We start from the raw sequence: 24014 nt of genomic DNA, 5'->3' as shown, positions 1-24014 counted from the left end.
CGCTCACTACATCGACATTTCCGGTTCAAGCGTGCGCTCCTTCGCCGGCTCCGGAATATCGGTCATGGTCGCTTCCGTAAGCAGGAGAACGCTTGCCACCGAGACTGCGTTTTCCAGAGCGATGCGGACCACTTTGGTCGGGTCGATGATGCCCGCCTCGACCAGGTCGACATATTCCTTACGGCCAGCGTCGAAGCCGAAGTTCCCCTTGCCTTCGATCATCCTTGCGATGACCACGCCGCCATCGACGGCCGAGTTCTCGGCGATCTGGCGCACGGGCATTTCGAGCGCGCGTCTGAGAATCTGGACGCCGGTCCGTTCATCGCCTTCGCAACGCGCTTCTTCCTCAGTCACCGCGCCAATGCAGCGCAGCAAGGCGAGCCCGCCACCAGGCACCACCCCTTCGGCGACCGCCGCTTTGGTGGCACTGATGGCATCATCGAGCGCTTCCTTTCTGGATTTCATTTCCGCTTCGGTCGGTGCGCCGACCTTGATGACGGCCACGCCCCCGGCAAGCTTGGCGAGCCGCTCTTGAAGCTTCTCTCGGTCATAGTCGCTGGTCGTATCGCCGATCTCACGGCGGATTTGCTCGACGCGCCCCTGGATGGCCTTCCGGTCGCCGCTGCCCCCGATGATCGTGGTGTTGTCCTTGTCGACGACCACGCGCTTGGCGCGCCCCAGCTGAGCCATGGTCACGTTCTCGAGCTTCAGGCCGATGTCCTCTGAAATGACCTGTGCGCCCGTCAAGACGGCAATGTCCTGCAGCATGGCTTTGCGGCGGTCGCCGAAGCCCGGCGCCTTCACGGCACAGTTCTTGAGCGTGCCTCGGATCTGGTTGACGATAAGCGTTGCAAGCGCCTCGCCCTCGACATCCTCCGCGATCACAAGCAAAGGCGAGCCAGATTTGGCCACGGCCTCGAGCAGCTTGATCAGGTCATTGAGGGAGGAAATCTTCTTCTCGACGATAAGCACGAGCGCGTCTTCCAGCACCGCCTCCATCTTCTCGGTGTCGGTCACGAAATAGGGGGAAAGGAAGCCGCGGTCGAATTGCATGCCTTCGACCACATCAAGGACCGTTTCGGTCGTCTTCGATTCCTCGACCGTGATGACGCCTTCGCCGCCGACCTTCTCCATAGCCTCGCCGATCAGTTCGCCGATCAGCGGATCGTTATGGGCGGAGATCGTGGCCACCTGTTCCTTTTCGCGCCTGGTCGAGACCGGCCGCGATGTCTGCTTGAGCGTTTCGATTGCCTGCTTCGTCGCGCGGTCGAGGCCGCGCTTGATGTCGATTGCGCTCGCGCCGGCGACCACGTTGCGCACGCCGTCGGCCAGCATCGCGTGGGCAAGTATGGTCGACGTGCTCGTTCCGTCGCCGACCATGTCGCCGGTCTTCTCGGCCGCCTGTCTGAGCATGCGCGCGCCAAGGTTCTCTTCCGGATCCTTCAAGTCGAACTCCTTGGCGATCGTCACCCCGTCGTTGCACACGATAGGCGCGCCCCATTTCCTCTCGATGAGAACCGACTTCGAGCGCGGACCGAGCGTCACCCGCACGGCATCGGCAAGTTGGGTCGCGCCGCGCAGGATCTTTTCGCGCGCCGCCGAACGGAACAATACCTGTTTGTGGGCCATGGTCCTCTCCCAGACTGCCAGCCCCACCGACATAGACGCGTTGCCGCCGGCCGGCTTTGATAAGCGTCAATTGCTATTCCAAGCCGCGTTGACCGGGATCAATGATGACTGGTCGTCGACTGGTCTGATGTGCTCTCGTTTCAAGAGACGGACGAACGAGACGCTGCCTACCCCTTCGAGGAGGTTCGCAATGATTCGAATTGGTGGTTTCCTGCTGATCACGCTCATCGCTATAATGATGGCGACTGGCGTGGCTTCCCTGCTTTACAGCAACGAGCTTAGCCGTCTGCGCGCTACCGTCAGCCATGGCAGTCTAGTGGCCGAGCTTGACGTCGGCCCCGTCGAATACGCCGACAGCGGCGCGGGCATTCCACTGCTGTCGATCCACGGCGCGGGCGGCGGTTTCGACCAAGGCCTTGCCCTGGCTGCCGATCTCGTCGGTGGAGGCTTTCGGGTCATCGCGCCGTCGCGCTTCGGCTATCTGCGCACACCCGTTCCGCAAGACCCTTCAGCAATCGCTCAGGCCGACGCGCACTCGGCCTTGCTTTCCAAGCTGAACGTGCCAAAGGCTGTGGTTGTCGGTGTTTCGGCTGGAGCCCGTTCTGCGGTGGAGCTGGCACTCCGGCACCCGGACAAGGTTGCGGCTCTCATTTTGGTTGTCCCGGCCCTTTACTCTCCGACCAGTCCCGTGTCGACCGATATAGGCCGCGGCAACAAATTCGCATTCTGGGCCGTCAATGCTGGTGGCGATTTCGCCTGGTGGGCGGCCGAGACTATCGCACCGTCAATACTCATTCGCTTCGTTGGCGTTCGGCCGGCGCTGGTTGCGGCGGCGCCTCAGGCCGAAAAAGACCGCATTGCGAGCTTCGTCAAGAGCGTCGAGCCGCTGTCGCTGCGTGTGGCAGGCCTCAAGATCGACAGCGCCCCCCAATCCTACGAGCTGCCGTTGCAAGAGATCACCGCACCAACAATCATCATCTCCGCGCGCGACGACCTGTTCAACACCTTGCCGTCAGCCGAATTCGCGGCAAGCAGGATCCATGGCGCAAGGCTGGTCGTGTTCGACACAGGTGGGCATCTCTTGGTTGGAAGGGTGCAGGCGGTCCGCAAAGCGATCCGCGCGTTCTTGGCCGGCGCGGGCCTGACCCCGTCAGGATAACGAACAATATTGCGCTCGGGGAAGGCGGACGATCGGTTCGCTTGCTCTCTTCGTCGGGGCGATGCCGCGAAGACGTTGATCTCGCGCAAAGTGGAGCCGCTCCAAGGCCGGTAGGATGTTGGTCATCAAAGATGGAGCAGAGCCAATGCAGAAGGCATTGATGAAATGGGTCGCGGCAGCGGCTGCTGCCATGACCTTTGTCTCCGGTGCGGCGTGGGCCGAGGCGCCGACCGACATCGGAAGGTACGGTTGGGGACCTCAGATGATGTGGGGCGAAGGTTGGTATGGAATGATTTTCGGTCCGCTGTTCATGATCCTCGTTCTCGCGGTTCTCTTAGCAGGCGCGGTCCTTCTCATGCGCGGACGGGGTATACCGAATTCGAGGCCGCCGCATCACCCGCTCGCGGGTCGCAGACCGCTTGATATTCTTCGGGAGCGATTTGCGCGCGGCGAGATCGACAAGGAAGAGTTCGAGGAAAGGCGCCGTGCGCTCGGCGAATAACCGCGTCAGCTCCCGATGCCATCGCCGCTCTCTTGAGGGAGGCGCCGGGTAAGGCTTCGAACACGGCTAAGGCTCGAACCGGGTGCCTCGCCGGCCTTTGACGATTTCCACCGCGTCCTCCAGCCGGCCGATCGCCGCCGGATTGCCGGTCGCCTCCACGAACTCGGTCGCGGCACTGATCTTGGGCCCCATCGAGCCGGCGGGGAAATCCTTTCCCGCGAGCTCCGTCGCTCCGACATTGCGCAGCGCGCGGGCATGCGGCGTGCCGTAGCTCGCATAAACCGCATCCACATCCGTGAGCATCAGCAACATGTCGGCCTTCAACTGCCGCGCTAGCAGCGAGCTGGCCAGGTCCTTGTCGATGACGGCTTCGACGCCAATCAGGCTGTCGTCCTCACCTGCGACGACCGGGATGCCGCCGCCACCACCGCAGATGACGACGACGTTGCGGTCCACGAGAAATGAAATGACGGATGCTTCCAGAATCTCGGTGGGCCGCGGCGAGGCGACGACACGGCGCCACTTGTCGCCGTCGCGGGCGATTGCCCAACCTCTCTTTGCTGCCAGTTGCCGTGCAGTCTCCTCATCATAGACCGGGCCGATTGGTTTCGTCGGCTGCGCGAAGGCTGGGTCGCTTGGGTCGACCTTTACCTGCGTCAGCAATGTTGCGAACAGTCTCGAACTGATAAGGTTGCGGAGCTCCTGCTCGATCACATAGCCAATCATCCCGGCACTTTCTGCGCCGAGCACGTCGAGCGGAAATGCGCTGCCATTCATTGCGCTGGCCTGTAGCGCCAGCAGGCCGACCTGCGGACCGTTGCCATGCGTGATCACGAGCGAATGGCCTTCGCCGGTCAGCGCGGCGAGGGCGGACGCGGCGCGCTTGACGTTGTTGCGCTGGTTTTCGGCGGTCATGGGCTCGCCGCGCCGCAACAGCGCGTTCCCGCCGAGGGCCGTCACGATCAGCATGTCAGTTGCCGATCGTGGCGACGAGCAGCGCCTTGATCGTGTGCATGCGGTTCTCCGCCTGGTCGAAGACGATCGAGGCGCCGGACTCGAACACCTCGTCGGTCACCTCCATACAGTCGATGCCGAATTCGCGCGCTATATAAGCGCCAACCTCGGTTTCGGTGTCGTGGAATGCCGGCAGGCAGTGCATGAATTTCACATGCGGATTGCCGCTGGCCGCCATCACGTCTTTCGTCACCCGATAGGGCGTCAGAAGGCGGATGCGCTCCGGCCAGCCGGACTTGTCCTCGCCCATGGACATCCAGACGTCGGTGTAGATGAAGTCGGCATCCTGGACGCAATCTTTGATGTCTTCGTCGAGCCGGAAGCGGCCCCCGCTGCGCTTCGCGAGTTCCTTGATATGATTACAGAATTCCTGGTCTGGCCAGAGCTCCTTCGGCGAGGCAATGCGCATGTCCATGCCGACCTTGGCGGCCCCCAGTGCCAGCGACTGGGCGACATTGTCGCGTCCCTCGCCGACGAACGCGACCGTCATGCCCGACAGATGCTTGTGCGTGAACTCGCGCATCGTCATGAAATCGGCGAGGATCTGCGTCGGGTGCGCTTCATCCGTCAGGCCGTTGTAAACAGGAACGCCGGCGTGCGCCGCCACCATTTCGGCCTGGTGCTGGGCAAAGCCGCGATATTCGATCGCGTCATACATCCGCCCGAGCACGCGCGCGGTGTCCTTCATGGATTCCTTGTGACCGATATGGCTGCCGGAAGGACCGAAATAAGTGACATGGGCGCCCTGATCGTAGGCCGCCACCTCGAAGCCGGTGCGTGTGCGCGTCGAATCCTTTTCGAAGATGAGGGCGACGTTCTTGCGAACCAGGCGGGGTATCTCGTGACCCGCCTGCTTGGCGGCCTTCAGATCGGCCGCCAGCTTCAGGAGAAAGCGGATTTCTTCGGCCGAAAGGTCATCCAGTGAAAGCACAGAGCGGCCGTGAAGGTTGATCGACATTGGATGTCCTTTCAGATGGGATCGCGGGCGACCGGGCAGGTCATGCAGTGACCGCCGCCGCGGCCGCGGCTTAGCTCGGCGCCCTCGACGGTGATCACCTCGATACCGGCGCGCCGCAGAAGCGTGTTGGTGTAGACGTTGCGGTCGTAGCCGATGACGACGCCCGGCTCGACCGCGACAACATTGTTGCCGTCGTCCCATTGCTCGCGCTCGGCCTCGTAGCGGTCGCCGCCGGTGGCGATGATGCGCAGCGATTTAAGGCCGAGAGCCTCCGCCACGACCTTTGTGAAGGGGGCGTTCTCTTCCCTGACCGAGACCGCCGCATCGTCGTCTCCGGGCCGGATCGAGAAGGTGCGCAGCCTGTCGACCACGGGCGGATACATGGTTGCAAGGTCACGGTCGCAGAAGGTGAAAACGGTGTCGAGATGCATGAAGGAGCGGTCGCGCGGCATCAGCGCCGCGAGCACATGTGTGGCTTCACCGGCGGCGAATAGGCTGCGGGCGAGATCGCCGACCGCTTGCGGCGTCGTGCGTTCTCCCATTCCGACCAGAACGACGCCCCCGCCGACAGGCATGACGTCGCCGCCTTCCAGGCTGATACCGGTTCCTGCCTGAGGCGATACGAACGGAATGCCGCTGTCGCGGAAGCGCGGGTGGAAACGATAGACCGCCTCGACATTTGCGGCTTCGGGTCGTCGCGCTGGCCAATACATCGGGTTGACCGACACGGAGCGATAAATCCAGCAGGAGCTGTCACGGGTGAAGAGCTGGTTGGGCAATGGCGGCAGGACGAAGTCCTGAGGCGCGAGCGTTCTTCCGGTGAGCCCCTTGGGCTCGAACGGCAGCTCGGCGCGGGCGATACCGCCGACCAGGCATGTTGCCAGCAGGCCGGCCGACATCTCGTTCAGCCAGCCTCGCATCTCGTCGACCATATCAAGGCCGACCACTCCGGCGTGCACCCGGCGGTCAAGCAGCCAGTCGCGCGCCTTGCCGACCCCCATGGTCTCGGCAAGCAGTTCGCCGAACGAATGAACCACCACGCCGCGCTCACGCAGGGCATCGACGAAGACATCGTGCTCCTGGCGGGCCCGTTTCACCCACAACACGTCGTCGAACAGCAGCGACTTGCAGTTATCAGGCGTCAGCCTGCGCAGGCTGAGATCAGGCCGGTGGACCATCACCTCGCGCAGGCGGCCGACTTCCGAATGAACCCCCAGATTTGCCATGGGACCGCCTCTCAAAGCGCGCGGACGGCGCCGGTCCACATCTCGTAGGCGGCAAGGATTGCGACGGCGACGAGCGCGACGGCTATGAGGGCCTCCACCGGGTTGAAGGCGCGCTGATTGGCCTCGCGGCGGGCCCAGACGTAGAAGACGATGCCCGGTGCATAAAGGATCGCGCACATGAACAGATACGCTGGTCCCGCCGCATAGACGAGCCACAGCCCGTAGATCGTTGCCAGCACGCCAGCGAAAAGTGGGCCGGAACGCCGCTCGCCGCTCTCATAGCTCTCCCCGGTCATTGCAAGCTTCGCGGCAAAGGCGCCGGAGAAGATGTAGGGAACGAGAATTGCCGCCGAAGCGATGTAGAACAGCGCCTGGTATGTGCTCTGGGCAAAGAGTGTGATCACCAGGAAGGCCTGGACAAGCAGGTTGGTGATCAGCAGGGAGGTCGAGGGGACGCCGCGTTCGCTCTCGTGGCCGAAGAATCTCGGCATCGTCCCGTCCTTGCCGGCGACATGCGGGATTTCGGCGGCAAGCAGGGTCCAACTGAGGAAAGCGCCGACGACCGAGACGACAAGCGCAACATTGATGAGCACCGCCCCCCACGGCCCGACGACCGCCTCCAGCACGCCCGCCATGGATGGGTTCTTCAGGGCGGCGAGGTCGGGTTGGCTCAGAATGCCGAGCGAAAGCAGCGAGACCAGCGCGTAAAGCCCAAGGCAGGTGAAGAAACCGAGTACGGTTGCCGTCGCGATGTCCTTGCGCCGCTCGGCTCGCGCAGAGAAAACGCTGGCGCCTTCGATACCGATGAAGACCCACAACGTCACCAGCATCGTGCTCTTGACCTGAGCCGCGATGGTACCGAGCGAGGCATTGCCAAGACCCGTGAAGTCGAGCGACCAGACTTTGAGCCTGAAGGCAACGGCGACAACGCCGACAAAGAGAACGACCGGAGCAATCTTGGCCACGGTCACGAGGGTGTTGACGACTGCAGCCTGGCGAATGCCCGCGAGGATCAGAAAGTGGATGGCCCACAGCAGGATCGAGGCGCCGAGCACCGCCTGCCAGGTGTTCCCGTCACCGAAAGCAGGGAAGAAATAGGACAGCGCGCTGAACACGACCACCGCGTAGGAGACGTTGCCGACCCATGCGCTGATCCAATAGCCCCAGGCGCTGTTGAAGCCGATGAAGGGACCGAAGCCGGCTTTGGCGTAAGCGTAGGGGCCGGCATCGAGCTCCGGCCGGCGCACCGCCAGCGACTGGTAGACGAACACGAGTGCCAGCATGCCGACCGCGGTGATGGCCCAGCCGATCAGGATTGCAAGCGGGCCAGCGCCGGCCGCCATGTTCTGGGGCAGGCTGAAGACGCCCGAGCCGACCATGGAGCCGACCACGAGCGCTGTCAGGGAGCCCAATCGCAGCTTGGCCGTAGCCGGGCTGGCAGCTTCTGCCCGGGCAGGGAAATTGATGTCTGTCGTGGCCATGAGGCCCTCCCACCTTTGGAACGATGGGAGCAGTTCAACAGGAATTAGGCTTGCCAGCCTTGACGGCGGTCAAATCTGAAGTGACGCTGGAGCCGACCGCCAATCGAGCTCCCTAAAGGAGCTGCATGGTGCAGTAGCCTGCAGTCGCGGCGATCAAGGTCGTGCCGGCCAGTGGCAGCCAGAATTTCACCGGACCTGCGAATGCCGCCAGGGACAGGCGTCCGATCGCGTTGGCCATCAACGCGGCCAGCACGGCATGCCCAATGGTTTCGATGGAAATCGAGTGCCCGGCCAGCCGCACGGCGCTAAGCACCGAGGCATCGACATCAAATGCTCCCGCAATCGCGGAACTCGCCAGCAGACCTTGTTCCTGAAACTGGGAGGCCAACGCAGCGCTTGCCGTCGAGGCGGATGCGAACATCAATGCAAAGATTATCAGCGGTATGACTTCGAACGGATTTCTTGAGGGCGTGGCATTGTCCTCTTTCCCGCCCGCGACTGCCAACATGATCGCTGCGCAGGCCGCAAACGCGACCGCAGCAAAAAGTGCCGGCATGGCGATGAATGCCGCAACGTCGGGCGCCAGCAGCAGGACCACGAGGCAGACACGCAGGATTGATACCATCGCGGCCAGGGAGGCTGAGCCCGATAGCGACAAGGAATTGTTCGACGCGGCGGCAATACGAGCCAGTGACAGGGTGACAGCAGTTGATGACACCACGGCGCCGGCAAGGGCGCTCACAATCAAACCACGAGCGTTGCCGAGGATGCGCACGGCGACGTAGCCAGCGAAAGAAATCGAGGCCATCAGAACCGTGAGCAGCCAGATCTCGCGTGGATTAAAACCACCCCAGGGATCATAGGCGCGGTCAGGCAGCAGGGGCAGGACTATGGCGGTCATCGCTGCCAGGACCAATGCCGAGCGAAGCTCGATCCAAGTGAGGCGCTTCAACAGACCATGCAGGATTTCGCGGCTGGCAAGGAGCGCCGCCAGCGCCGCGCCGCCTGCGGCTGCAACGCGGAAATCGCCTGCTACGCATAGCGCTCCAAGCACAAAGACAGCCAAGCCGGCAATGACCGTGGTGACGCTGAAATCCTCGTCATGCACGGCTTCACGCGCCTTGTACCATGCAAGGATGCCGGCAAATGCGAGGAAGCCGGCGATCAATACGGAAATCTCATTGAGCGCTTCGGCCAACGCCGTGCTGACGCCGCCGAGAAGCCCCGCAATGCCGAACGTCCGGATGCCCGCCGTGCGGCTATGAGCCGCCGCGTCGCGCTCCTGCCAACCACGCTCCAGCCCGACGAGCAACCCGATCGCCAAAGCGACGCTAAGTTGAAGGATGAGCGCGTCCATGTGGGCTTGCCTTTGACCGGGATTGCGGATGCGTCCACCGGGAGTCGACCTGTGGCGTTGCAACCTGCTTTGCGGCACCGCGCCTCAGTCAAGTCTCCATCGCCTCGCGGCCCGACACTTCCGCGATGAATATCCTGAAGAACACATGCGGGCGATGCTCGGCGACCGAGGACGTTGCCGGCTTGAGCGCGCCAGGCTCCCACCAGTCGGTGTGCCTGCTCAGCAACGACCAAGCGTGATCGAGCTGCACCTTGTGTCCGATCCGATCTGGAAGCTCCTCGTAACGGCCATTGACGATGACGCTCTTCCAACCTCGGTTAGTACCACGCTCGTCGACTTGCACCGAGACCAGGGGGTTGGCGCGCATCCAGTCGATCTTCTTGCCCAGCATGGAAAAAGCGTAAAGGTGATTGTCGGCATGGGCATAGTAGAATGGCACGATATAGGGTTGCCCGTCCTTCGCGCAGGCCAGCCGGCCGACCCTGTTGGCCGTCAGAAGTTTCGTGCATTCCAGAGTGGAAAGCGTGCGGATCTCCATGGCTAAAACTCCTAAGTTCCGGCTTCGTGCCGTGATTTGCTTGCGGCGTTTGTGCCGGAGCTTCTTCTTTCGAAGGCAGGATGGCGATCCTGGCGAATCTGCGCCATCACATCGAGCACATCCTTGTCGGAAAGCTGCGGAAAGCTGCCATAGTAATAGCTGAGCGCCCGGAAGCGCGCCGGCTGGTTGAGACAGATCGTCAAATCCGCTTCTTGTGCAAGTTCGTCCACTGTTTCCGGTGGGGCAACGGGGAGCGCCACGATGATCTTTCGGGGGGAACGCCGCTTCAACGCCCGGATGGCCACCTTCATCGTCGTTCCGGTTGCCGCCCCGTCGTCAACGACAATCACCGTTTTGCCGGCCACCGACTGGGGCGGCTCCTTGCCGCGATATAATGCCCGCCGCCGCTCCAGTTCCGGCCGTTCCTGCGCGATCAAAACACGAAGGGCGCCATCATCGAGAGCATAGGCCTCCACGATCTCACGGTTAAGAACGACGTCCGGCGGATCGCCGTCCACGATGGCGGCCACGGCAAGTTCCGGATTGCCAGGTGCTCCGACTTTTCGGACGATGACCAGATCCAGGGCTGCCTGGAGAACCTTGGCCACTTCGGCCGCTACAGGAACGCCGCCCCGCGGCAAGGCGAGTACAATTGGATCCTGCAGCTGGAGGCGCTCCAGCGAGGTACCGAGCTTCTGTCCGGCATCCTGGCGATCGCGAAACATCGGTCATCCCTCCGGCCAGAGCTGGCGCAGCGACTTCTTCATCGAGTTTCGGACCTGGACGATCTCGCCGTGGGAGATGTGACGGTCGAGAAGCCGGAACACTGCTCCAATAGCCTTGTCGACGTCGATCTCCGGTTCGTAGCCAAAGCGGTTGCGCACGCAAATGACGAAGTCGCGCTTCTTGCGCTCCCGGGCCGGTTCGGCCGGGTTCCAGCCTTCGAAGTAGATGCCTCTGATCAGCGTCGGCAGCTGTGCGGACAGATCGGCCACTTCTTCGGGCGAGAGCCAGTCACGCAAAGTGTGCAAGACCGCCTTCAACAGCCGGAACGCACTTTGTTCGTTCCAATCCAGATCCTTGGCGAGCTCGTTTACCCATTGCTGCGCCTGCTCGGCGGCATGTGTGATTGAAGTATGCGAGACGGAGTGTGTCATGGCTGCAATCCCTGAACGTGTTTCCTTTTCCTCCATGGAAGCGCGGCGCGTTGCGTCGGATCTGGGGCCCTCGATTCAGCCCCCTGACGTCGCCGCCAGCAGCGGGATGATCCGGTCGGTCTTGGCGACGGCGGGACGGCCGGAGCTGGCATAGGGAATGCCGAGCGCGTCCCAGGTCTCGACCAGCGCGTCCTGCAATTCGGCGATCAGCGCGTCGGAATGGAAGGGCGTGGGAGTGATGCGCAGCCGCTCGGTGCCGCGCGGCACCGTCGGATAGTTGATCGGCTGGATGTAGATGCCGTGCACGCCAAGCAGCCGGTCACTCGCCATCTTGCAAAGCTCGGGATCGCCGACCAGCACCGGCACGATATGGGTGGCCGATTCCATCACCGGCAGGCCGGCCGCGGCAAGCACCTGCTTGGTGCGGGCTGCCTGGCGCTGCTGCGCGTCGCGCTCGGCCTGCGAGCGCTTCAGATGCCTGATCGAGGTGGTGGCGGCAGCCGCGATCGCCGGCGGCAGCGCGGTGGTGAAGATGAAGCCCGGCGCATAGGAGCGTACGGCATCGATCACGGCACTTGTGGCGGTGATATAGCCGCCCAGCGTGCCGAAGGCCTTCGCCAGCGTGCCCTCGATGATGTCGATGCGGTCGGCCAGGCCTTCGCGCTCGGTAATGCCGCCGCCGCGCGGGCCGTACATGCCCACCGCATGGACCTCATCGATATAGGTCATGGCGTTGTAGCGCTCGGCGAGCTCGACGATCTCCTTGATCGGCGCGATGTCGCCATCCATCGAATAGACGCTTTCGAAGACGATCAGCTTGGCGCGTTCGCGGCCCGCCGCCTGCAGCAGGCTTTCCAGATGCGCGACGTCGTTGTGGCGGAAGATCTTCTTCTCCGCGCCCGAGCGCCGCACGCCTTCGATCATCGAGGCATGGTTGAGCTCGTCCGAGATGATCAGGCAGTTGGGCAAAAGCCTGGCAATGGTCGAGATCGAGGCCTCGTTGGAGACGAAGCCGGAGGTGAAGACAAGGGCTGCTTCCTTGTCGTGCAGGTCGGCGAGCTCATGCTCCAGTTCGACCACCGGGTTGGAGGTGCCGGAGATGTTGCGGGTGCCGCCGGCGCCCGAGCCCATCTTGCCGGCAGCATTCTGGAAGGCGGCGATGACATCGGCGTTCTGGCCCATGCCGAGATAGTCGTTGGAGCACCAGACGGTGATTTCCTGGGCGCGGCCGTTGGAACGCCAGATGGCGCGCGGGAACTTGCCCACCATGCGCTCGAGGTCGGCGAAAACGCGGTAGCGACGCTCGGCGTGAAGCTGGTCGATCGCATCTTCGAAGAACCACTGGTAATTCATGTCCGAATCCTGTTCGAGAAACCGGGGCAGATCCTTCAGTTGCTTTTGCCGCGGGAGCGTCGCCCTCACATTGAGCCAGATCAAATTCCCATGCGCAGGCCGAGATGGCGATCGCTCCCGGCGCTGCGCCAACGCTCGAGCGGGCACGGGAAGTGAACAAGCTGGGGGTAGGACACAGGTCACGTCCGATGTAGAATGAAAGCGTCGTAGCGACATTCGAGGGGTCGTAGCGACATTCGAGGGATTGTCGTGGACCGGTACATCGCAAGGGCGAACATCGCCCATTTCGAGGATTTGCTCGCCCGGGAGACCGATCCGGAAAAGCGGCGGGTCATCGAAGGCTTGCTTGCGCGCGAGCGGCAGAAACTCGAAATCGCGGAACGTCAGGCCGACACAGAAACGAAGCCGAATAACGCTCAGAAGCCCAACGAACGGTCAATTTGAACCCGACGAGACTGGACCCCAGCGCTTGCGGCACAGGGGCCCGTTCATTCCCTCAGGCCCTCAGGCGGCTTTGACACTGATCTTCTTTTCGGCCTTCTGCGCTTCGGCCGTCTTGGGCATCTTCACGGTCAGTACGCCCTTGGAGAAGCTGGCGTCGATCTTGTCGGCGTCCACGCCCTCGGGCAATTGGAACGAGCGCTGGAAGGAGCCGTAGCGCCGCTCAGAGAGATAATAGTCCTTCTCCTTCTCTTCTTTTTCCTCGTTCTTCTCGCCCTTGATGGTCAGGACGTTGTTGGCGAGCTTGATATCGACGTTCTTTTCGTCGATACCCGGGAGCTCAGCGGTGATTTCGAACCTGTCGGCCTTTTCGACCAGGTCCATCGCCGGCGCTATCGACCAGGCCGCGCCGCGGAACACGGGCAGGTTGCGGCCAAAAAACGAGCGGGTGGACGGCAATCGCAAGTCGAAGGGATGAAAGTCATCGAAAAGCCGATCGACCTCGCGCCGCAAGCTCTCGAACGGCGTGGTCCAGTTGTCGGATCTCGGCGACGTAGGAGCGGCTTTTTCGGTTTTCACGGGCAGTTTGGTGGCAGCTTCGGCCATGATTCTCTCCATAAAACAGCTTTGATCGGCAGGTGCCGCTGCCTCCGCTCTTCCCACCAGGATTGCCACGAGGCGTAGAGCCGAGGCCAGCGGACCCGCTCGGCAGGCAGCCATGCGAAACTGGTCCATCACTTCGCAATTTCCGCGTTTGGCGCGGATCGTCGCGCCCGCGTGGCCAATCATGCTCGACCTGTCGAGGCCTGCATCAAAGCACCGTTGTGGACGGCGGTCTTTGACCCGCGTCAAAAAGCGCGAAGATGGCTTCCAGGGGACTGAGACCGCATGATGCACGGCAAACGACCGTGATCTCATTTGACGGCAGTCAAGGCAAAGCGCGACGGCGATCGCTATTGGCTGCTCCATCAACGGAGTCACGACCATGGATTTCAAAGGCAAAACGGCGATCGTCACCGGAGCTGGATCCGGAATCGGCGCAACGATTGCCCTCGATTTGGCCAGCCGTGGAGCGCATGTCGTCGTCGCGGATGTCGACCGTTCTTCAGCGGTCGATACCGTTACGCGGATCGCATCTACGCTCGGAAGCGCGCTCGCTTTCGAAGTTGATGTCGCGGACGCCACCTCGGTAAAAAAGATGGTCGACTTCGCCGTACAGAAGTTCGGCGGGTTGCATCTTGCGGTCAACAATGCCGGCATCGGCGGACCAAGCGAAACCACAGCCGATTATCCGCTGGAGGACTGGCACAAGATCATCGATGTCAATCTCAACGGTGTCTTCCATGGCCTGAAATACGAGATTGCCGCCATGCTCGAGACGGGAGAGGGCGGGGCCATCGTCAACATGTCGTCGATCCTGGGTTCGGTCGGATGGCCGAAGGCTTGTGCGTACGTGGCGTCCAAACATGCGCTGATAGGCTTGACGAAGGTTGCGGCGATGGAATTCGCCGAGCGGAACATCCGGGTCAATGCCGTCGGTCCTGCGTTCATCAACACGCCGCTGTTGACCAAGAATCTGGAGCCCGAGGTGATCGAAAGCCTTGCAGAACTGCACCCCATTGGCCGGCTGGGCACACCCGCCGAAGTTTCCGCGCTTACCTGCTTTTTGCTTTCAAGCCAGGCGAGCTTCATAACCGGCAGCTACCACCTGGTTGACGGCGGATACACCGCAAGATGATCCGCCGAAAGCCCGTGCACTGCAGAACCGACGCGCGGCGGAAAGCGGCGCCGTCCGAAAAATGATTCAAGTCAAAGCGCTGAACCCTGCACTGGATCAGACTGGTCCAATGTGGAATCCCATCGCGAGCGCGCCGTTCGGCGCCAGCCTTCAACTGGCCGTATTTGATCAGGACGGTGTGCACGTGCTTGTCTTCCCGTGCAGGAAAGAGCCGATGGGTTGGAAAAATGTCGCGACCGGCGCCCGCGTCGATGTCCATCCCACCCACTGGCGGCCTTGGGATCCCGAGAATAGCGAGTGGGATCCAATGCGAAATTCACGTTAAATTAGCCTTTCAGGTCGGCAATCAAAGCCATGCGCACCAGGTGCGACAGGCTCCCGGCGCCCATCTTGCTCATCACGTTCGCGCGATGGATTTCCACGGTGCGCGGACTGATGCCGAGGTCATAGGCGATCGTTTTGTTCGGCAATCCGGAGACAAGACCGTCGAGTACCTGGCGCTCGCGCTCCGAGAGCTTGGACAGATTTGCGCGGATGTCCGCTGCTTGCGGATGTGTGACAACAGCTTGACTGCGATTGTGCACGGCCGATCGGATGGCCTCGATCAGGACCTCGTCGTCGAACGGTTTCTCGATGAAGTCGGCAGCTCCCTCCTTCATCGCCTGGACCGCTAGGGCAACGTCCGCATGGCCTGTCATCACGATAACCGGAACGGCATGCCCGCGTGCTCTCAGTTGCCTTAGGAACTCGATGCCGTCTATGCCTGGCATCCGCACATCGGTGACGACGCAACCCTCAATTTCCTTCGGCGCTGACGCCAGAAATGCAGTAGCGGATTCGTGGAGGCGCACGGCAAAGTCGGCTGTCGCAAGCAGGAAACCCAGCGACCTGCGCACATCGACATCGTCGTCGACCACATGCACGACATCACTGGCCACGGGTAACCTCTTCCTTTCCGACGGCGCGCAACGTGAACCGGAACGCGGTACCTCCGCCGGGAACCGCCTCAGCCCAGATATGCCCACCGTGAGACTCCACGATAGTGCGACAAATGGACAGCCCCACGCCCATTCCTTGTTTCTTGGTGGTCACGAAGGGCTGGAAGAGTTGGGCTGATACCTCCGGCGCCAGGCCCGGACCGGTGTCGACGACGCCAACTTCAGCCATGCCATCTTGGCGGGCCGCCGTGACGATGTGCAACTCGCGGCGCGGCGCGCCCTGCATGGCCTCCACCGCGTTTCTCATCAGATTCAGCAACACCTGTTCAATCTGGATACGATCGGTCAAAACGAGTTCGGCGGCCGGGTCGAGCTCGTAGGTGACGCGCACATCCGCTTCCCGGGCGCCCACCAGTGCAAGCGAGGAGGCGTCTTCGATCAAGGACGGAAGGCGTTCGACCTGGCGCTCGCTCTCGCCGCGCGCGACAAAATCCCTGAGACGACGAATAACGTCGCCGGCGCGCAAGGCTTGCTCCGCCGCTTTTTCGACCGCGTCCCTAAGCAGGGCCGCATTCTGATCATTGCTCTTTTCCAAGAGGCGCCGGCTGCCCTTCAGGTAGTTCGTAATAGCCGTCAGCGGCTGGTTTATCTCATGGGCCAGTGTCGAGGCCATTTCGCCAAGCGCGGTGAAGCGCGCCATATGCAGCAATTCCTGCTGCTGCTCCTGCATCCTGGCTTCGGTTCTGTGGCGTTCCGTCAGGTCGCGGCAGAAGCCAGTGAAGAAGCGGCCTGTTCCCGGATGCATTTCGCCGACACTGAGCTCCATCGGAAAAGTCGATCCGTCCTTGCGCATACCGGTTACCGTACGGCCGAGTCCTATGATGCGGCGTTCTCCGGTCGTCAGGTAACGCTGCATGTAGGTGTCGTGCTCTTCTCGATATGGTGAGGGCATCAGGATCTTGACGTTTTGGCCAATGACCTCGCCAGCCTTGTAGCCAAACAATGTCTCGGCTGCCGTGCTGAAGGACTGGATGTTCGCGCTCTCGTCGATGACGACCATCGCATCGGGAACTGTCGCCAGGATCGAACGCAGGTGATCCTCGCGCAGCTGCAGCGCGGCGTTAGCGAAGGACAGCTCGCTGACATCCGTCCCTTGGACGAATATAGCCGTGATTCGGCCATCCTTCGCTCTAATGGGCTGATAGACGAAATCTAGGATGCGTTCTTCCGCACCGCCCGTCTCTGCGTTGCGGTACACGACCTTGACGCTTCGGCCCACATAGGGTTCGCCCGTCTCGTAGACGCGATCCAGCAATTCGAAGAAGCCTTGGCCTTCGAGATCGGGAAAGGCCTCGCGCATCGATCTGCCGATGACGTTTCGCTGGCCGACCATTTGCTTATAGGCGGCATTTGCGAGCTCGAACACATGCCCGGGCTCTCTTAGCAAGGTCATGAAACCCGGTGCCTGCTCGAACATCAATGCAAGCAACTCATGGTCCGGCAAATCGTCACTTCGCGACGAGCCGCCTGGCGAGGCGAGCGCGTCAGCGATGATTTCGGCGGACACTGGGTTCTTCTGGGTCACATCCGTTCTGCATCAGGAGGAAGACTGGCGATCGCTGGTTTAGCATCCATGCAGGCGTTCGCAAACATAGAGCTATCCCAGTTTGATCAGCATCAAGGTCATGCACCCCGCGCAATGGCACTCGTCAGTCGGTCATCATGTCCTGAAGGTGCCCGCATGTCCTACAAAACGATTGTCGTCAACTTGGCCGCCGACGCGGAGCCTGGGCCAATCGTGAAGCTCGCGGCGGAAATGGCGCATCGCTTCAATGCTCACCTCATCGGTTTCGCTGCCGCGGACGTCCCGCCCTTGGTGTCCACCGGTGAAGGCCTGGTCTATGAAGGCGAGGTCATGCAGGTCAAACGCCAGGAGATCGAGAAGCGTCTTGCCGAACTGCGCGACAGCTTCGAGAAGTTCGTTCCCCACTCCATCAGCAGCCAATGGAGACAATATATTTGCGGTCCGACCCGTGCTCTGGGGCTGGTGGCCCGTTCCGCTGATCTCATCGTGACCGCCGATGGCGGCGAGGATGTCTTCCGCGCGCTCGACATAGGAAGCCTGGTGCTGGGGGCCGGCCGACCCGTCCTGGTCCTGGGGGGCAACGCCGAACACCTGGTTGGGAAAACCGTTCTGGTCGCTTGGAAGGACAGCCGGGAAGCAAGACGAGCCTTGTCGGATGCCTTGCCGCTCCTCGCCAAAGCCAAGGAGGTCGTCGTCGCCACAATGGAAGCCGGTTCGGGAACGGATGTTCAAGACAGCCTCGCCGACGTCGCGGTGTTTTTGGAGCAGCATGATATCAAGGCGCGGACGGAAATGGTCGCCGGCGCCGCCGACGGCGAGGGGCTCGTTGCGTTTGCTCGCGCGGTCCACGCCGATCTGATCGTTTCCGGGGCTTACGGCCACAGCCGGCTCAGGGAATGGGCCTTTGGCGGCATCACGCGATCGCTGATTGGTGAGAAATCCATCAGCCGCCTGTTTTCGAATTGACTGCGACCGTGGCGACCAGGACTGCAGATGGGCCGGACCGGCTGCAGGTCATTCCAGGTGACGAGCGGCCGGCCAACCACTTTTCCAGCCATGTCGAGCCCGCATACTGGTCGCTCGAAACGGGGGAACTGATCGGCCGGTTGGAGACCTCCACTTCCGGCCTGCTCAGCGTCGATGCGGCAGTCCGGCTGGCCAAATTCGGTCGCAATGAACTGGCGCCCCGGTCCGGCGGAACGGCGCTAAGCGTGTTCGCGCGGCAGTTTCGCAGCCCGTTGGTCTTGATCCTGGTCTTTGCTGCTGCCGTTTCGGCGTTCGTCGGAGAGGGGCATGAGGCTGCAATCATCGGCGTGATCGTGCTTGCCAGCTGCGTTCTCAGCTTCACTCAGGAATATGGCGCCTCGCGAGCGATGGAGGCGCTGCGGAACCGAATCTCCCGAAAGGCGACCGTGCTTCGGGACGGCTTCGAACGCGCCGTCAATGTCGAGGAGATCGTTCCCGGCGACGTCGTCTGGCTGTCGGCTGGCAATCTGATCCCCGTCGACGGCGTCATCCTGGAGTCGCGGGATCTCAATGTCAGCGAATCCGTTCTGACCGGCGAGACTTTTCCCGTCGTGAAGTCCGCCGGCCGCTCCGCGCCCGAAGCCGGCATCGCGCAACGTAGCAACGCCGTGTTCACCGGCACCTCCGTTCGCAGCGGAACGGCAAAGGTGCTGGCCGTCGCTACGGGGGTGCGGACCGAATTCGCATCGATCGCCGAGGCATTGGAGCGACGGATACCTGAGACCGAGTTTGCCCGCGGCATCAGGATGTTCGGATATTTGATGACCGAGATCATGCTTGTGATCGTCATCCTGGTGTTCTTCGCCAACGTGATGCTCAGCCGGCCCTTCATCGAATCGCTGTTGTTTTCATTGGCGCTGGCTGTTGGTCTGACGCCGGAACTGCTTCCGGCGATCATCAGCGTGACCCTGGCCCGGGGCGCCCGGACGATGGCCGCCGGCGGTGTCATTGTGCGCCGTCTCGACGCGATCGAGAATCTCGGCAGCATGGACCTGCTGTGCACCGACAAGACCGGGACGCTGACTGAGGGCGTCATTCACCTCGATGGATGGTTCGACATCGAGGGCAATTCGTCGACCGACGTCCTGCTTTTCGCCCGGCTCAACGCGACTTTGCAGACGGGCCTGAAGAATCCACTCGACGAGGCGATTGCGAGCGCACCACAAGAGGATTTGTTCGGGTTCATCAAGATCGATGAGATCCCCTACGATTTTGTGCGCAAGCGCCTGTCGATCGCCGTGCAGGACAGCAAGCGCGAACAAATCCTTATCACCAAGGGAGCCGTGCAGAACGTTCTCGATGCTTGCGGCTTCGTGCAGGGTTCGCATAGCTTGACGCCCCTCGGCGCGACCGAACGCGAGGCGATCGACGAACGATTCAGAAGCTGGAGCGCGCAAGGCTATCGTGTTCTCGGCCTGGCGACACGGCGATTTCAAGGCAAGGCGGGCTTCAGCCGTGACGACGAGACCGAAATGGCGTTCGCGGGATTCCTGCTGTTTCTCGATCCGCCAAAGGAAGGGGTGCGGGAGACGCTGTCGGCGCTTGCCGACCGAGGCATCGGCGTGAAGGTCATCTCCGGAGACAACCGCTACGTCGCCGCTCATCTGGCCGAAGCGGTGGGCCTGCGGGCCGACCGGATCATGACCGGCGAGGATCTGTCGAAGCTGACGAAGAACGGGCTTCTCGCTGGCGTCCGCAACACCGATCTCTTCGTCGAGATCGATCCGAACCAGAAAGAACGTATCGTCGAGGCGTTGCGCCGGAACGGCCACGTGGTCGGCTATCTAGGCGATGGTATCAACGACGCGCCGGCGCTTCATGAGGCAGACATCGGCATTTCAGTCGATACCGCCGTCGATGTGGCGCGCGAGGCCGCGGACATCATCTTGCTCAAGCGCGACCTGGGCGTGCTGGTGAGGGGCGTCGACGATGGCCGCAAGACCTTCGCCAACACGATGAAGTATATTTCCATCACGACGAGCGCCAATTTCGGCAACATGATCAGCATGGCCGCCGCCTCGCTTTACCTGCCGTTTCTGCCGCTGCTGGCCAAGCAGATCCTGCTGAACAATTTCCTGTCCGACATTCCATCGCTGGCGATCGCCGGCGACAATGTCGACGTTGAACAACTGCGCAGACCGCGGCACTGGGACATCCATTTCGTCAGACGTTTCATGGTCAGTTTCGGACTGGTGAGCTCCGCGTTCGACTTCGCGACCTTCGCCTTCCTGCTGCTGGCAGCCCATGCCGAAGCAGCCACGTTTCAGACGGCCTGGTTCATCGAATCTGTGCTGACCCAACTTGCCATCCTGTTCATCGTGCGCACCCGTATGAGGCCATGGAACAGCCGTCCCAGCCGCGTGCTTGCGGGCCTCGCCCTCTGTGTCGGCGTTATCGCTATTGCCATTCCTTACGCCCCCTTCGCCAATTGGTTCGGATTTGGACCCTTGGCAGGATCGGTGCTGACCGGGCTCGTTGCGATCACGGCGCTGTATGTGATTGTCTCCGAGATTACCAAGGGCCTGCTTTTCGATCACGGCAGCCGCGGCAAGCCCGGAAGAAGAGTTCCGGGCTCGAATCCGCGCCGGGCCGCGTCAATCCGCATCCCGGGCTGAGCCGAAGGATGCGGTTCGATGCGCGGCGGCTCAAGGTCCAAGTTTGCGACGTCAACCACCAGCGGCGGCCTTGGCGACGTTCACACCAAGGTCATAGACCAGCTGGCCTCCATAATAGCCGGTTGCCGTGACCAGGGCCGCGCCGGCTACTTCAATGACTGGAATGGCAAAGCGCAGCGTTCCGAGTTCGCGATTTCGTACCCACAGCGCGAGCCGGATGACGCCCCAGCCCAAAAAGGTAAAGGCGCTGATCGTGCCCAGGCTCTCATGTATTTCGGCTATTTCGCTGCTGAAGCCCGCGGCCTCGGCGTAATCAAGGGCCATCCCGCCGAAGAGCCAGGTGACGACGGCGAACAACCCCGCGGCGACGGCAACGAAGGTCGAAATCGTTCCTACGCCGGAGCGCATCGTAACGGCGTTGCGGCCGGTAAGCGCGGCGATATCGATAATCACCAGCGTGTAAATGAGCACAATGGGGAAATGCACCAGAATGGGATGGACGTGCTGAATCGCAGGCATCGGAAATTCTCTCCAGGAACAGTGAAAGGGGCAGCGTCAAACGTTCAGATCCGTCAGTCGTCGCTGTCGTCCAAACCTTCGTCTTCCCGATCTGCGCGAGCGCCGGACAAGGATTTGCCGCCCTCACACTCGTCGTCGCCGACCCCTTTGACCGACTTGGGGCCGGCAGCGCTCATCATCGGGATAGCCTGTAGGTCGATGGTTGTCGCGGAACCGGCCGGTGCGGCCGCGCATAATGCCTGGCTGGATTCAGCGGCAGCGGGTATGGCGAAAGCGGTGAGACCCCCGAGGGCGACAAACAACAAAGGAAAATTGCGCATGATGTTCGTATCCTTTTCTGCGCACCCAGCATCGGGCGCGGAGGTTCTTGATAGAGACCCCGCGCTTGCCGCCGGCTGACGATGACTGACAGCGTTTTGACAGCTTTCGCGTGCGACAGCTCTCTGCCATGAGAACCGTGTTGACGCGCCTGGCAATTCTGGGGGTGGCCGTGCTTGTACTGGCCAGTCCCCTCGCGGCCCGCGCACAGGACGACGACGACGATCATGATCGGGCTCGCGACCTCCATGAGCGCGGCGAGATCGAGGGCCTCGCCGATATCCTGGCCGTCGTCCGCGCCAAGGCTCCCGGTGAGATCGTTGCGGTCGATCTCATACGGACAGGGGGCAAGTGGGTCTATCGGTTCCAGGTGATCGCTGCCGACGGCAGGCGAAGGATCGTTGACGTCGATGCCGGGGTGGGCGGCGTCTCGAGTGGCGAAGGCGACCGCAAATGAAAATACTCCTGGCCGAGGACGAACCGCGCATCGCGGCCGATATCGCGGCAGTCCTGAAGGCGTCGGGCATGGCCGTCGATATCGTGACCGACGGAGAAGCGGCCTGGTTTGCCGGCGATGTCGAGAACTACGACGCAGCGATCCTCGATTTGGGATTGCCGAAGCTCGACGGCCTCACCGTGCTGAAGCGCTGGCGCGGCAATGGCCGGCGTTTTCCGGTGCTGATCCTGACGGCGCGGGGCCTATGGACCGAGCGCGTGGAAGGCATCAACGCCGGCGCCGACGATTACCTTCCGAAGCCGTTCGAAATGGAGGAACTGCTGGCGCGGCTGCGCGCCATCCTGCGCCGGTCAAGCGGGCAAGCAGCGCCGGTGCTGAAATCCGGCCCTTTGCTGCTCGACACGCGGCAGATGCGCATCTCGCTGCGCGGCGTCCCTATGGCGCTTTCGCCGCTGGAGTATCGCCTCCTCGCCTTTCTCATGCATCATGCCGGCCGTGTGGTCGCGCCGACCGAGCTGGCGGAGCATCTGTACAGCTCCGACAACGACCGCGACCCGAATACGATTGAAGTTATCGTTGCGCGTCTGCGGCGGAAGCTCGGCAGCGATGTGATCGAGACACGACGCGGGTTTGGATACCTCGTGCCCGACGGACCTGACTGATGCGCAATTCGATCCGGTTCAGGCTGTGGTCGGCCGCGGCCATATCGATCGTGATCGCGCTTGGCATAGCCGGCGTTGGGCTGCGTTATCTGTTCGAGCTGAATGTCGAGCGTCGCGTTGTCAGCGAGCTGACCGTCGACCTAAACGAGCTGATCGGCGCGACGAGCTTCACGGCCGATGGCCGCCTGTCGGTCGCGTCGACGATATCCGACCAGCGCTTCGCCATTCCGCTGTCCGGGCACTACTGGCAAGTGGAGGACCTGGCCACGCACAACCTCGTCCGATCCCGCTCGCTGTGGGATGCCACGCTCGCCCTGCCTGACCAGGCGACCGGTGGCGAGCTGCGCAAGGCGGAACTCACCGGGCCGGGCGGTGAGCTCACTGTTGCCGTCTCGCGCACGATCACCGATACCGACGGGCGGGCGTTCCGCGCCGTCGTGGCGGAAGACCATCGCAACGTGGAGGTCTCGGTGGGCGAATATGTCCGTGATCTGGCGCCAGCGCTCATGGTCCTCGCGCTCGCGCTGATGGGAGCCTTCTTCATCCAGATCACCGTCGGTTTGGCGCCGCTGGAAGGCTTGCGGGTCGCCGTCAGAAACGTGATCGCGCAGCGCGCCGCTCGGCTCGACGTGGCCGCACCGGCCGAGGTGCAGCCACTCGCCGACGAAATAAATCGCCTGCTCGATGCGCAGGAGAAGGCCCTCTCGCGCGCCCGCTCGCGCGCCACCGATCTCGCGCACGGCCTCAAGACCCCTCTTCAGGTGCTGTCCGCCGATATTCGAACCCTGCGCAAAAAAGGCGAAACCGAGCTTGCCGACGAGATCGAAAGGAGCACCGGCGCCATCCGCCGCCATGTCGAGCGGGAATTGGCACGCGCCCGTCTGGCGCCCGGAGTCTCCGGCAAGGCCGCATGCCGGGTCCGGGAGGTGGCGGCTGGCGTGGTCGCCGTCGTCAAACGCACGCCACAGGGCAAGCAGCTCTCGTTCGAGATTGAGAGTCCTGAGGATTTCATGGCGCCTATCGACGAAGGCGACCTGTCGGAGATCCTTGGCAACCTGGTGGAAAATGCCGCGCGGTTCGCGAAATCCTTCGTCCGCGTCAGCGCATCCGCAACCGCTCGCGAGGTGATGGTTGCCGTTGTCGACGATGGCGCCGGGATCCCCGAGGCCGCGCGGCATGCCGCCCTGGCCCGCGGCGTGCAGCTCGACAGCAGGGGCGGCGGCAGCGGTCTCGGCCTGGCGATCGTCTCGGATATCGTCGAGGCATATGGCGGTCGCCTTGCGATGGCAAACGCCAGCCCTGGCCTGGCGGTAACGATCCACCTGCCTCGGCATGGTTGAG

At 62.4% G+C, this 24014-nt stretch carries 24 protein-coding genes; 9 read left to right on the top strand and 15 right to left on the bottom strand.

Going from position 1 to position 24014, the window contains the following annotated elements:
* Window positions 1-6: 6 nt before the first annotated feature.
* Window positions 7-1629: a chaperonin GroEL gene (gene groL, locus MJ8_RS23455; RefSeq protein ID WP_201411079.1), complete on the bottom strand. Its 1623-nt coding sequence runs from the start codon at window positions 1627-1629 to the stop codon at window positions 7-9.
* A 190-nt stretch (window positions 1630-1819) separates the two neighbouring features.
* Between groL and MJ8_RS23450 the strand changes: the two genes are divergently transcribed.
* Both MJ8_RS23450 and MJ8_RS23445 read left to right on the top strand, forming a co-directional pair.
* A complete protein-coding gene (locus MJ8_RS23450) occupies window positions 1820-2788 on the top strand; it encodes an alpha/beta fold hydrolase (protein WP_201411078.1) in 969 nt (322 codons plus the stop codon).
* Window positions 2789-2933: 145 nt separating this feature from the next.
* A complete protein-coding gene (locus MJ8_RS23445) occupies window positions 2934-3290 on the top strand; it encodes an SHOCT domain-containing protein (RefSeq protein WP_201411077.1) in 357 nt (118 codons plus the stop codon).
* 66 nt (window positions 3291-3356) lie between these two features.
* On the opposite strand, the gene arcC is transcribed toward MJ8_RS23445, so the two are convergent.
* The 9 genes from arcC to hemA form a co-directional block, all read right to left on the bottom strand.
* Window positions 3357-4259 carry a carbamate kinase gene (arcC, locus tag MJ8_RS23440; protein WP_201411076.1) on the bottom strand — a complete coding sequence of 301 codons (903 nt, stop codon included), beginning with the start codon at window positions 4257-4259 and terminating at the stop codon, window positions 3357-3359.
* A gap of 1 nt (window position 4260) precedes the next feature.
* Entirely contained in the window at window positions 4261-5262 is a 1002-nt protein-coding gene (gene argF / locus MJ8_RS23435; RefSeq protein ID WP_201411075.1) for an ornithine carbamoyltransferase, read from the bottom strand.
* An 11-nt stretch (window positions 5263-5273) separates the two neighbouring features.
* Complete coding sequence (locus MJ8_RS23430; RefSeq protein ID WP_201411074.1) at window positions 5274-6488, bottom strand: arginine deiminase; 1215 nt, start codon at window positions 6486-6488, stop codon at window positions 5274-5276.
* Window positions 6489-6499: 11 nt separating this feature from the next.
* Window positions 6500-7969, bottom strand: a complete 1470-nt coding sequence (gene arcD / locus MJ8_RS23425) for an arginine-ornithine antiporter (protein ID WP_201411073.1) — start codon at window positions 7967-7969, stop codon at window positions 6500-6502.
* A 112-nt stretch (window positions 7970-8081) separates the two neighbouring features.
* The gene (locus tag MJ8_RS23420; protein WP_201411072.1) at window positions 8082-9326 is read right to left on the bottom strand and encodes an MgtC/SapB family protein; all 1245 of its coding nucleotides are present in this window, start codon (window positions 9324-9326) and stop codon (window positions 8082-8084) included.
* A gap of 88 nt (window positions 9327-9414) precedes the next feature.
* Window positions 9415-9864, bottom strand: coding sequence for a pyridoxamine 5'-phosphate oxidase family protein (locus tag MJ8_RS23415; protein WP_201411071.1), 450 nt, complete (start codon window positions 9862-9864; stop codon window positions 9415-9417).
* Between the two features lie 11 nt (window positions 9865-9875).
* Window positions 9876-10589: a phosphoribosyltransferase gene (locus MJ8_RS23410; RefSeq protein WP_201411070.1), complete on the bottom strand. Its 714-nt coding sequence runs from the start codon at window positions 10587-10589 to the stop codon at window positions 9876-9878.
* A gap of 3 nt (window positions 10590-10592) precedes the next feature.
* Window positions 10593-11057: a DUF2267 domain-containing protein gene (locus MJ8_RS23405; protein WP_225248007.1), complete on the bottom strand. Its 465-nt coding sequence runs from the start codon at window positions 11055-11057 to the stop codon at window positions 10593-10595.
* Window positions 11058-11096: 39 nt separating this feature from the next.
* The gene (hemA, locus tag MJ8_RS23400) at window positions 11097-12374 is read right to left on the bottom strand and encodes a 5-aminolevulinate synthase (RefSeq protein WP_201411069.1); all 1278 of its coding nucleotides are present in this window, start codon (window positions 12372-12374) and stop codon (window positions 11097-11099) included.
* 249 nt (window positions 12375-12623) lie between these two features.
* Between hemA and MJ8_RS23395 the strand changes: the two genes are divergently transcribed.
* Window positions 12624-12818, top strand: coding sequence for a hypothetical protein (locus tag MJ8_RS23395; RefSeq protein WP_201411068.1), 195 nt, complete (start codon window positions 12624-12626; stop codon window positions 12816-12818).
* 60 nt (window positions 12819-12878) lie between these two features.
* Here the strand turns inward: MJ8_RS23395 and MJ8_RS23390 are convergent, their stop codons facing one another.
* Window positions 12879-13421 carry an Hsp20/alpha crystallin family protein gene (locus MJ8_RS23390; RefSeq protein ID WP_201415555.1) on the bottom strand — a complete coding sequence of 181 codons (543 nt, stop codon included), beginning with the start codon at window positions 13419-13421 and terminating at the stop codon, window positions 12879-12881.
* 379 nt (window positions 13422-13800) lie between these two features.
* Between MJ8_RS23390 and MJ8_RS23385 the strand changes: the two genes are divergently transcribed.
* Window positions 13801-14553, top strand: a complete 753-nt coding sequence (locus MJ8_RS23385) for an SDR family NAD(P)-dependent oxidoreductase (RefSeq protein ID WP_201411067.1) — start codon at window positions 13801-13803, stop codon at window positions 14551-14553.
* Between the two features lie 326 nt (window positions 14554-14879).
* Here the strand turns inward: MJ8_RS23385 and fixJ are convergent, their stop codons facing one another.
* Together fixJ and MJ8_RS23375 are read right to left on the bottom strand one after the other, a co-directional pair.
* Complete coding sequence (fixJ, locus tag MJ8_RS23380) at window positions 14880-15491, bottom strand: response regulator FixJ (protein WP_201411066.1); 612 nt, start codon at window positions 15489-15491, stop codon at window positions 14880-14882.
* Window positions 15481-16968 carry a PAS domain S-box protein gene (locus tag MJ8_RS23375; protein WP_412177126.1) on the bottom strand — a complete coding sequence of 496 codons (1488 nt, stop codon included), beginning with the start codon at window positions 16966-16968 and terminating at the stop codon, window positions 15481-15483. The genes fixJ and MJ8_RS23375 overlap by 11 nt, the downstream gene beginning before the upstream one ends.
* A gap of 264 nt (window positions 16969-17232) precedes the next feature.
* On the opposite strand from MJ8_RS23375, the gene MJ8_RS23370 reads away from it, so the two are divergent.
* Together MJ8_RS23370 and mgtA are read left to right on the top strand one after the other, a co-directional pair.
* A complete protein-coding gene (locus MJ8_RS23370) occupies window positions 17233-18042 on the top strand; it encodes a universal stress protein (protein ID WP_201411064.1) in 810 nt (269 codons plus the stop codon).
* Between the two features lie 50 nt (window positions 18043-18092).
* Window positions 18093-20717, top strand: a complete 2625-nt coding sequence (gene mgtA, locus MJ8_RS23365; protein WP_412177125.1) for a magnesium-translocating P-type ATPase — start codon at window positions 18093-18095, stop codon at window positions 20715-20717.
* 51 nt (window positions 20718-20768) lie between these two features.
* On the opposite strand, the gene MJ8_RS23360 is transcribed toward mgtA, so the two are convergent.
* Together MJ8_RS23360 and MJ8_RS23355 are read right to left on the bottom strand one after the other, a co-directional pair.
* Window positions 20769-21236, bottom strand: a complete 468-nt coding sequence (locus tag MJ8_RS23360; protein ID WP_201411062.1) for a DUF2231 domain-containing protein — start codon at window positions 21234-21236, stop codon at window positions 20769-20771.
* 53 nt (window positions 21237-21289) lie between these two features.
* Window positions 21290-21556 (bottom strand): hypothetical protein, encoded by a 267-nt coding sequence (locus MJ8_RS23355; protein WP_201411061.1) that lies wholly within the window; start codon window positions 21554-21556, stop codon window positions 21290-21292.
* Between the two features lie 137 nt (window positions 21557-21693).
* Between MJ8_RS23355 and MJ8_RS23350 the strand changes: the two genes are divergently transcribed.
* The 3 genes from MJ8_RS23350 to MJ8_RS23340 are packed head-to-tail and all read left to right on the top strand — an operon-like array spanning window position 21694 to window position 24013.
* Window positions 21694-22011, top strand: a complete 318-nt coding sequence (locus MJ8_RS23350) for a PepSY domain-containing protein (RefSeq protein WP_225248324.1) — start codon at window positions 21694-21696, stop codon at window positions 22009-22011.
* Window positions 22008-22673 (top strand): response regulator transcription factor, encoded by a 666-nt coding sequence (locus MJ8_RS23345; protein ID WP_201411059.1) that lies wholly within the window; start codon window positions 22008-22010, stop codon window positions 22671-22673. The genes MJ8_RS23350 and MJ8_RS23345 overlap by 4 nt, the downstream gene beginning before the upstream one ends.
* Complete coding sequence (locus tag MJ8_RS23340; RefSeq protein WP_201411058.1) at window positions 22673-24013, top strand: sensor histidine kinase; 1341 nt, start codon at window positions 22673-22675, stop codon at window positions 24011-24013. Before MJ8_RS23345 ends, MJ8_RS23340 begins: the two co-directional genes overlap by 1 nt.
* The last annotated feature ends 1 nt before the right edge of the window (window position 24014 follow it).

It is taken from the genome of Mesorhizobium sp. J8 (assembly GCF_016591715.1).
Taxonomy (GTDB): domain Bacteria; phylum Pseudomonadota; class Alphaproteobacteria; order Rhizobiales; family Rhizobiaceae; genus Mesorhizobium.
The sequence above is the reverse complement of the archived record's forward strand: the minus strand, read 5'-3'. Positions and strand labels throughout refer to the sequence as shown.

Coding starts and splice junctions, on each gene's coding strand:
- MJ8_RS23375 (WP_412177126.1), bottom strand. CDS start 16,968: ATGTTCGAGCAGGCACCGGGTTTCATGACCTTGCTAAGAGAGCCCGGG.
- MJ8_RS23355 (WP_201411061.1), bottom strand. CDS start 21,556: ATGCGCAATTTTCCTTTGTTGTTTGTCGCCCTCGGGGGTCTCACCGCT.
- MJ8_RS23445 (WP_201411077.1), top strand. CDS start 2,934: ATGCAGAAGGCATTGATGAAATGGGTCGCGGCAGCGGCTGCTGCCATG.
- MJ8_RS23360 (WP_201411062.1), bottom strand. CDS start 21,236: ATGCCTGCGATTCAGCACGTCCATCCCATTCTGGTGCATTTCCCCATT.
- MJ8_RS23345 (WP_201411059.1), top strand. CDS start 22,008: ATGAAAATACTCCTGGCCGAGGACGAACCGCGCATCGCGGCCGATATC.
- MJ8_RS23385 (WP_201411067.1), top strand. CDS start 13,801: ATGGATTTCAAAGGCAAAACGGCGATCGTCACCGGAGCTGGATCCGGA.
- argF (WP_201411075.1), bottom strand. CDS start 5,262: ATGTCGATCAACCTTCACGGCCGCTCTGTGCTTTCACTGGATGACCTT.
- arcD (WP_201411073.1), bottom strand. CDS start 7,969: ATGGCCACGACAGACATCAATTTCCCTGCCCGGGCAGAAGCTGCCAGC.
- MJ8_RS23415 (WP_201411071.1), bottom strand. CDS start 9,864: ATGGAGATCCGCACGCTTTCCACTCTGGAATGCACGAAACTTCTGACG.
- MJ8_RS23420 (WP_201411072.1), bottom strand. CDS start 9,326: ATGGACGCGCTCATCCTTCAACTTAGCGTCGCTTTGGCGATCGGGTTG.
- MJ8_RS23405 (WP_225248007.1), bottom strand. CDS start 11,057: ATGGAGGAAAAGGAAACACGTTCAGGGATTGCAGCCATGACACACTCC.
- groL (WP_201411079.1), bottom strand. CDS start 1,629: ATGGCCCACAAACAGGTATTGTTCCGTTCGGCGGCGCGCGAAAAGATC.
- MJ8_RS23410 (WP_201411070.1), bottom strand. CDS start 10,589: ATGTTTCGCGATCGCCAGGATGCCGGACAGAAGCTCGGTACCTCGCTG.
- arcC (WP_201411076.1), bottom strand. CDS start 4,259: ATGCTGATCGTGACGGCCCTCGGCGGGAACGCGCTGTTGCGGCGCGGC.
- MJ8_RS23450 (WP_201411078.1), top strand. CDS start 1,820: ATGATTCGAATTGGTGGTTTCCTGCTGATCACGCTCATCGCTATAATG.
- MJ8_RS23370 (WP_201411064.1), top strand. CDS start 17,233: ATGTCCTACAAAACGATTGTCGTCAACTTGGCCGCCGACGCGGAGCCT.
- MJ8_RS23340 (WP_201411058.1), top strand. CDS start 22,673: ATGCGCAATTCGATCCGGTTCAGGCTGTGGTCGGCCGCGGCCATATCG.
- MJ8_RS23390 (WP_201415555.1), bottom strand. CDS start 13,421: ATGGCCGAAGCTGCCACCAAACTGCCCGTGAAAACCGAAAAAGCCGCT.
- MJ8_RS23430 (WP_201411074.1), bottom strand. CDS start 6,488: ATGGCAAATCTGGGGGTTCATTCGGAAGTCGGCCGCCTGCGCGAGGTG.
- hemA (WP_201411069.1), bottom strand. CDS start 12,374: ATGAATTACCAGTGGTTCTTCGAAGATGCGATCGACCAGCTTCACGCC.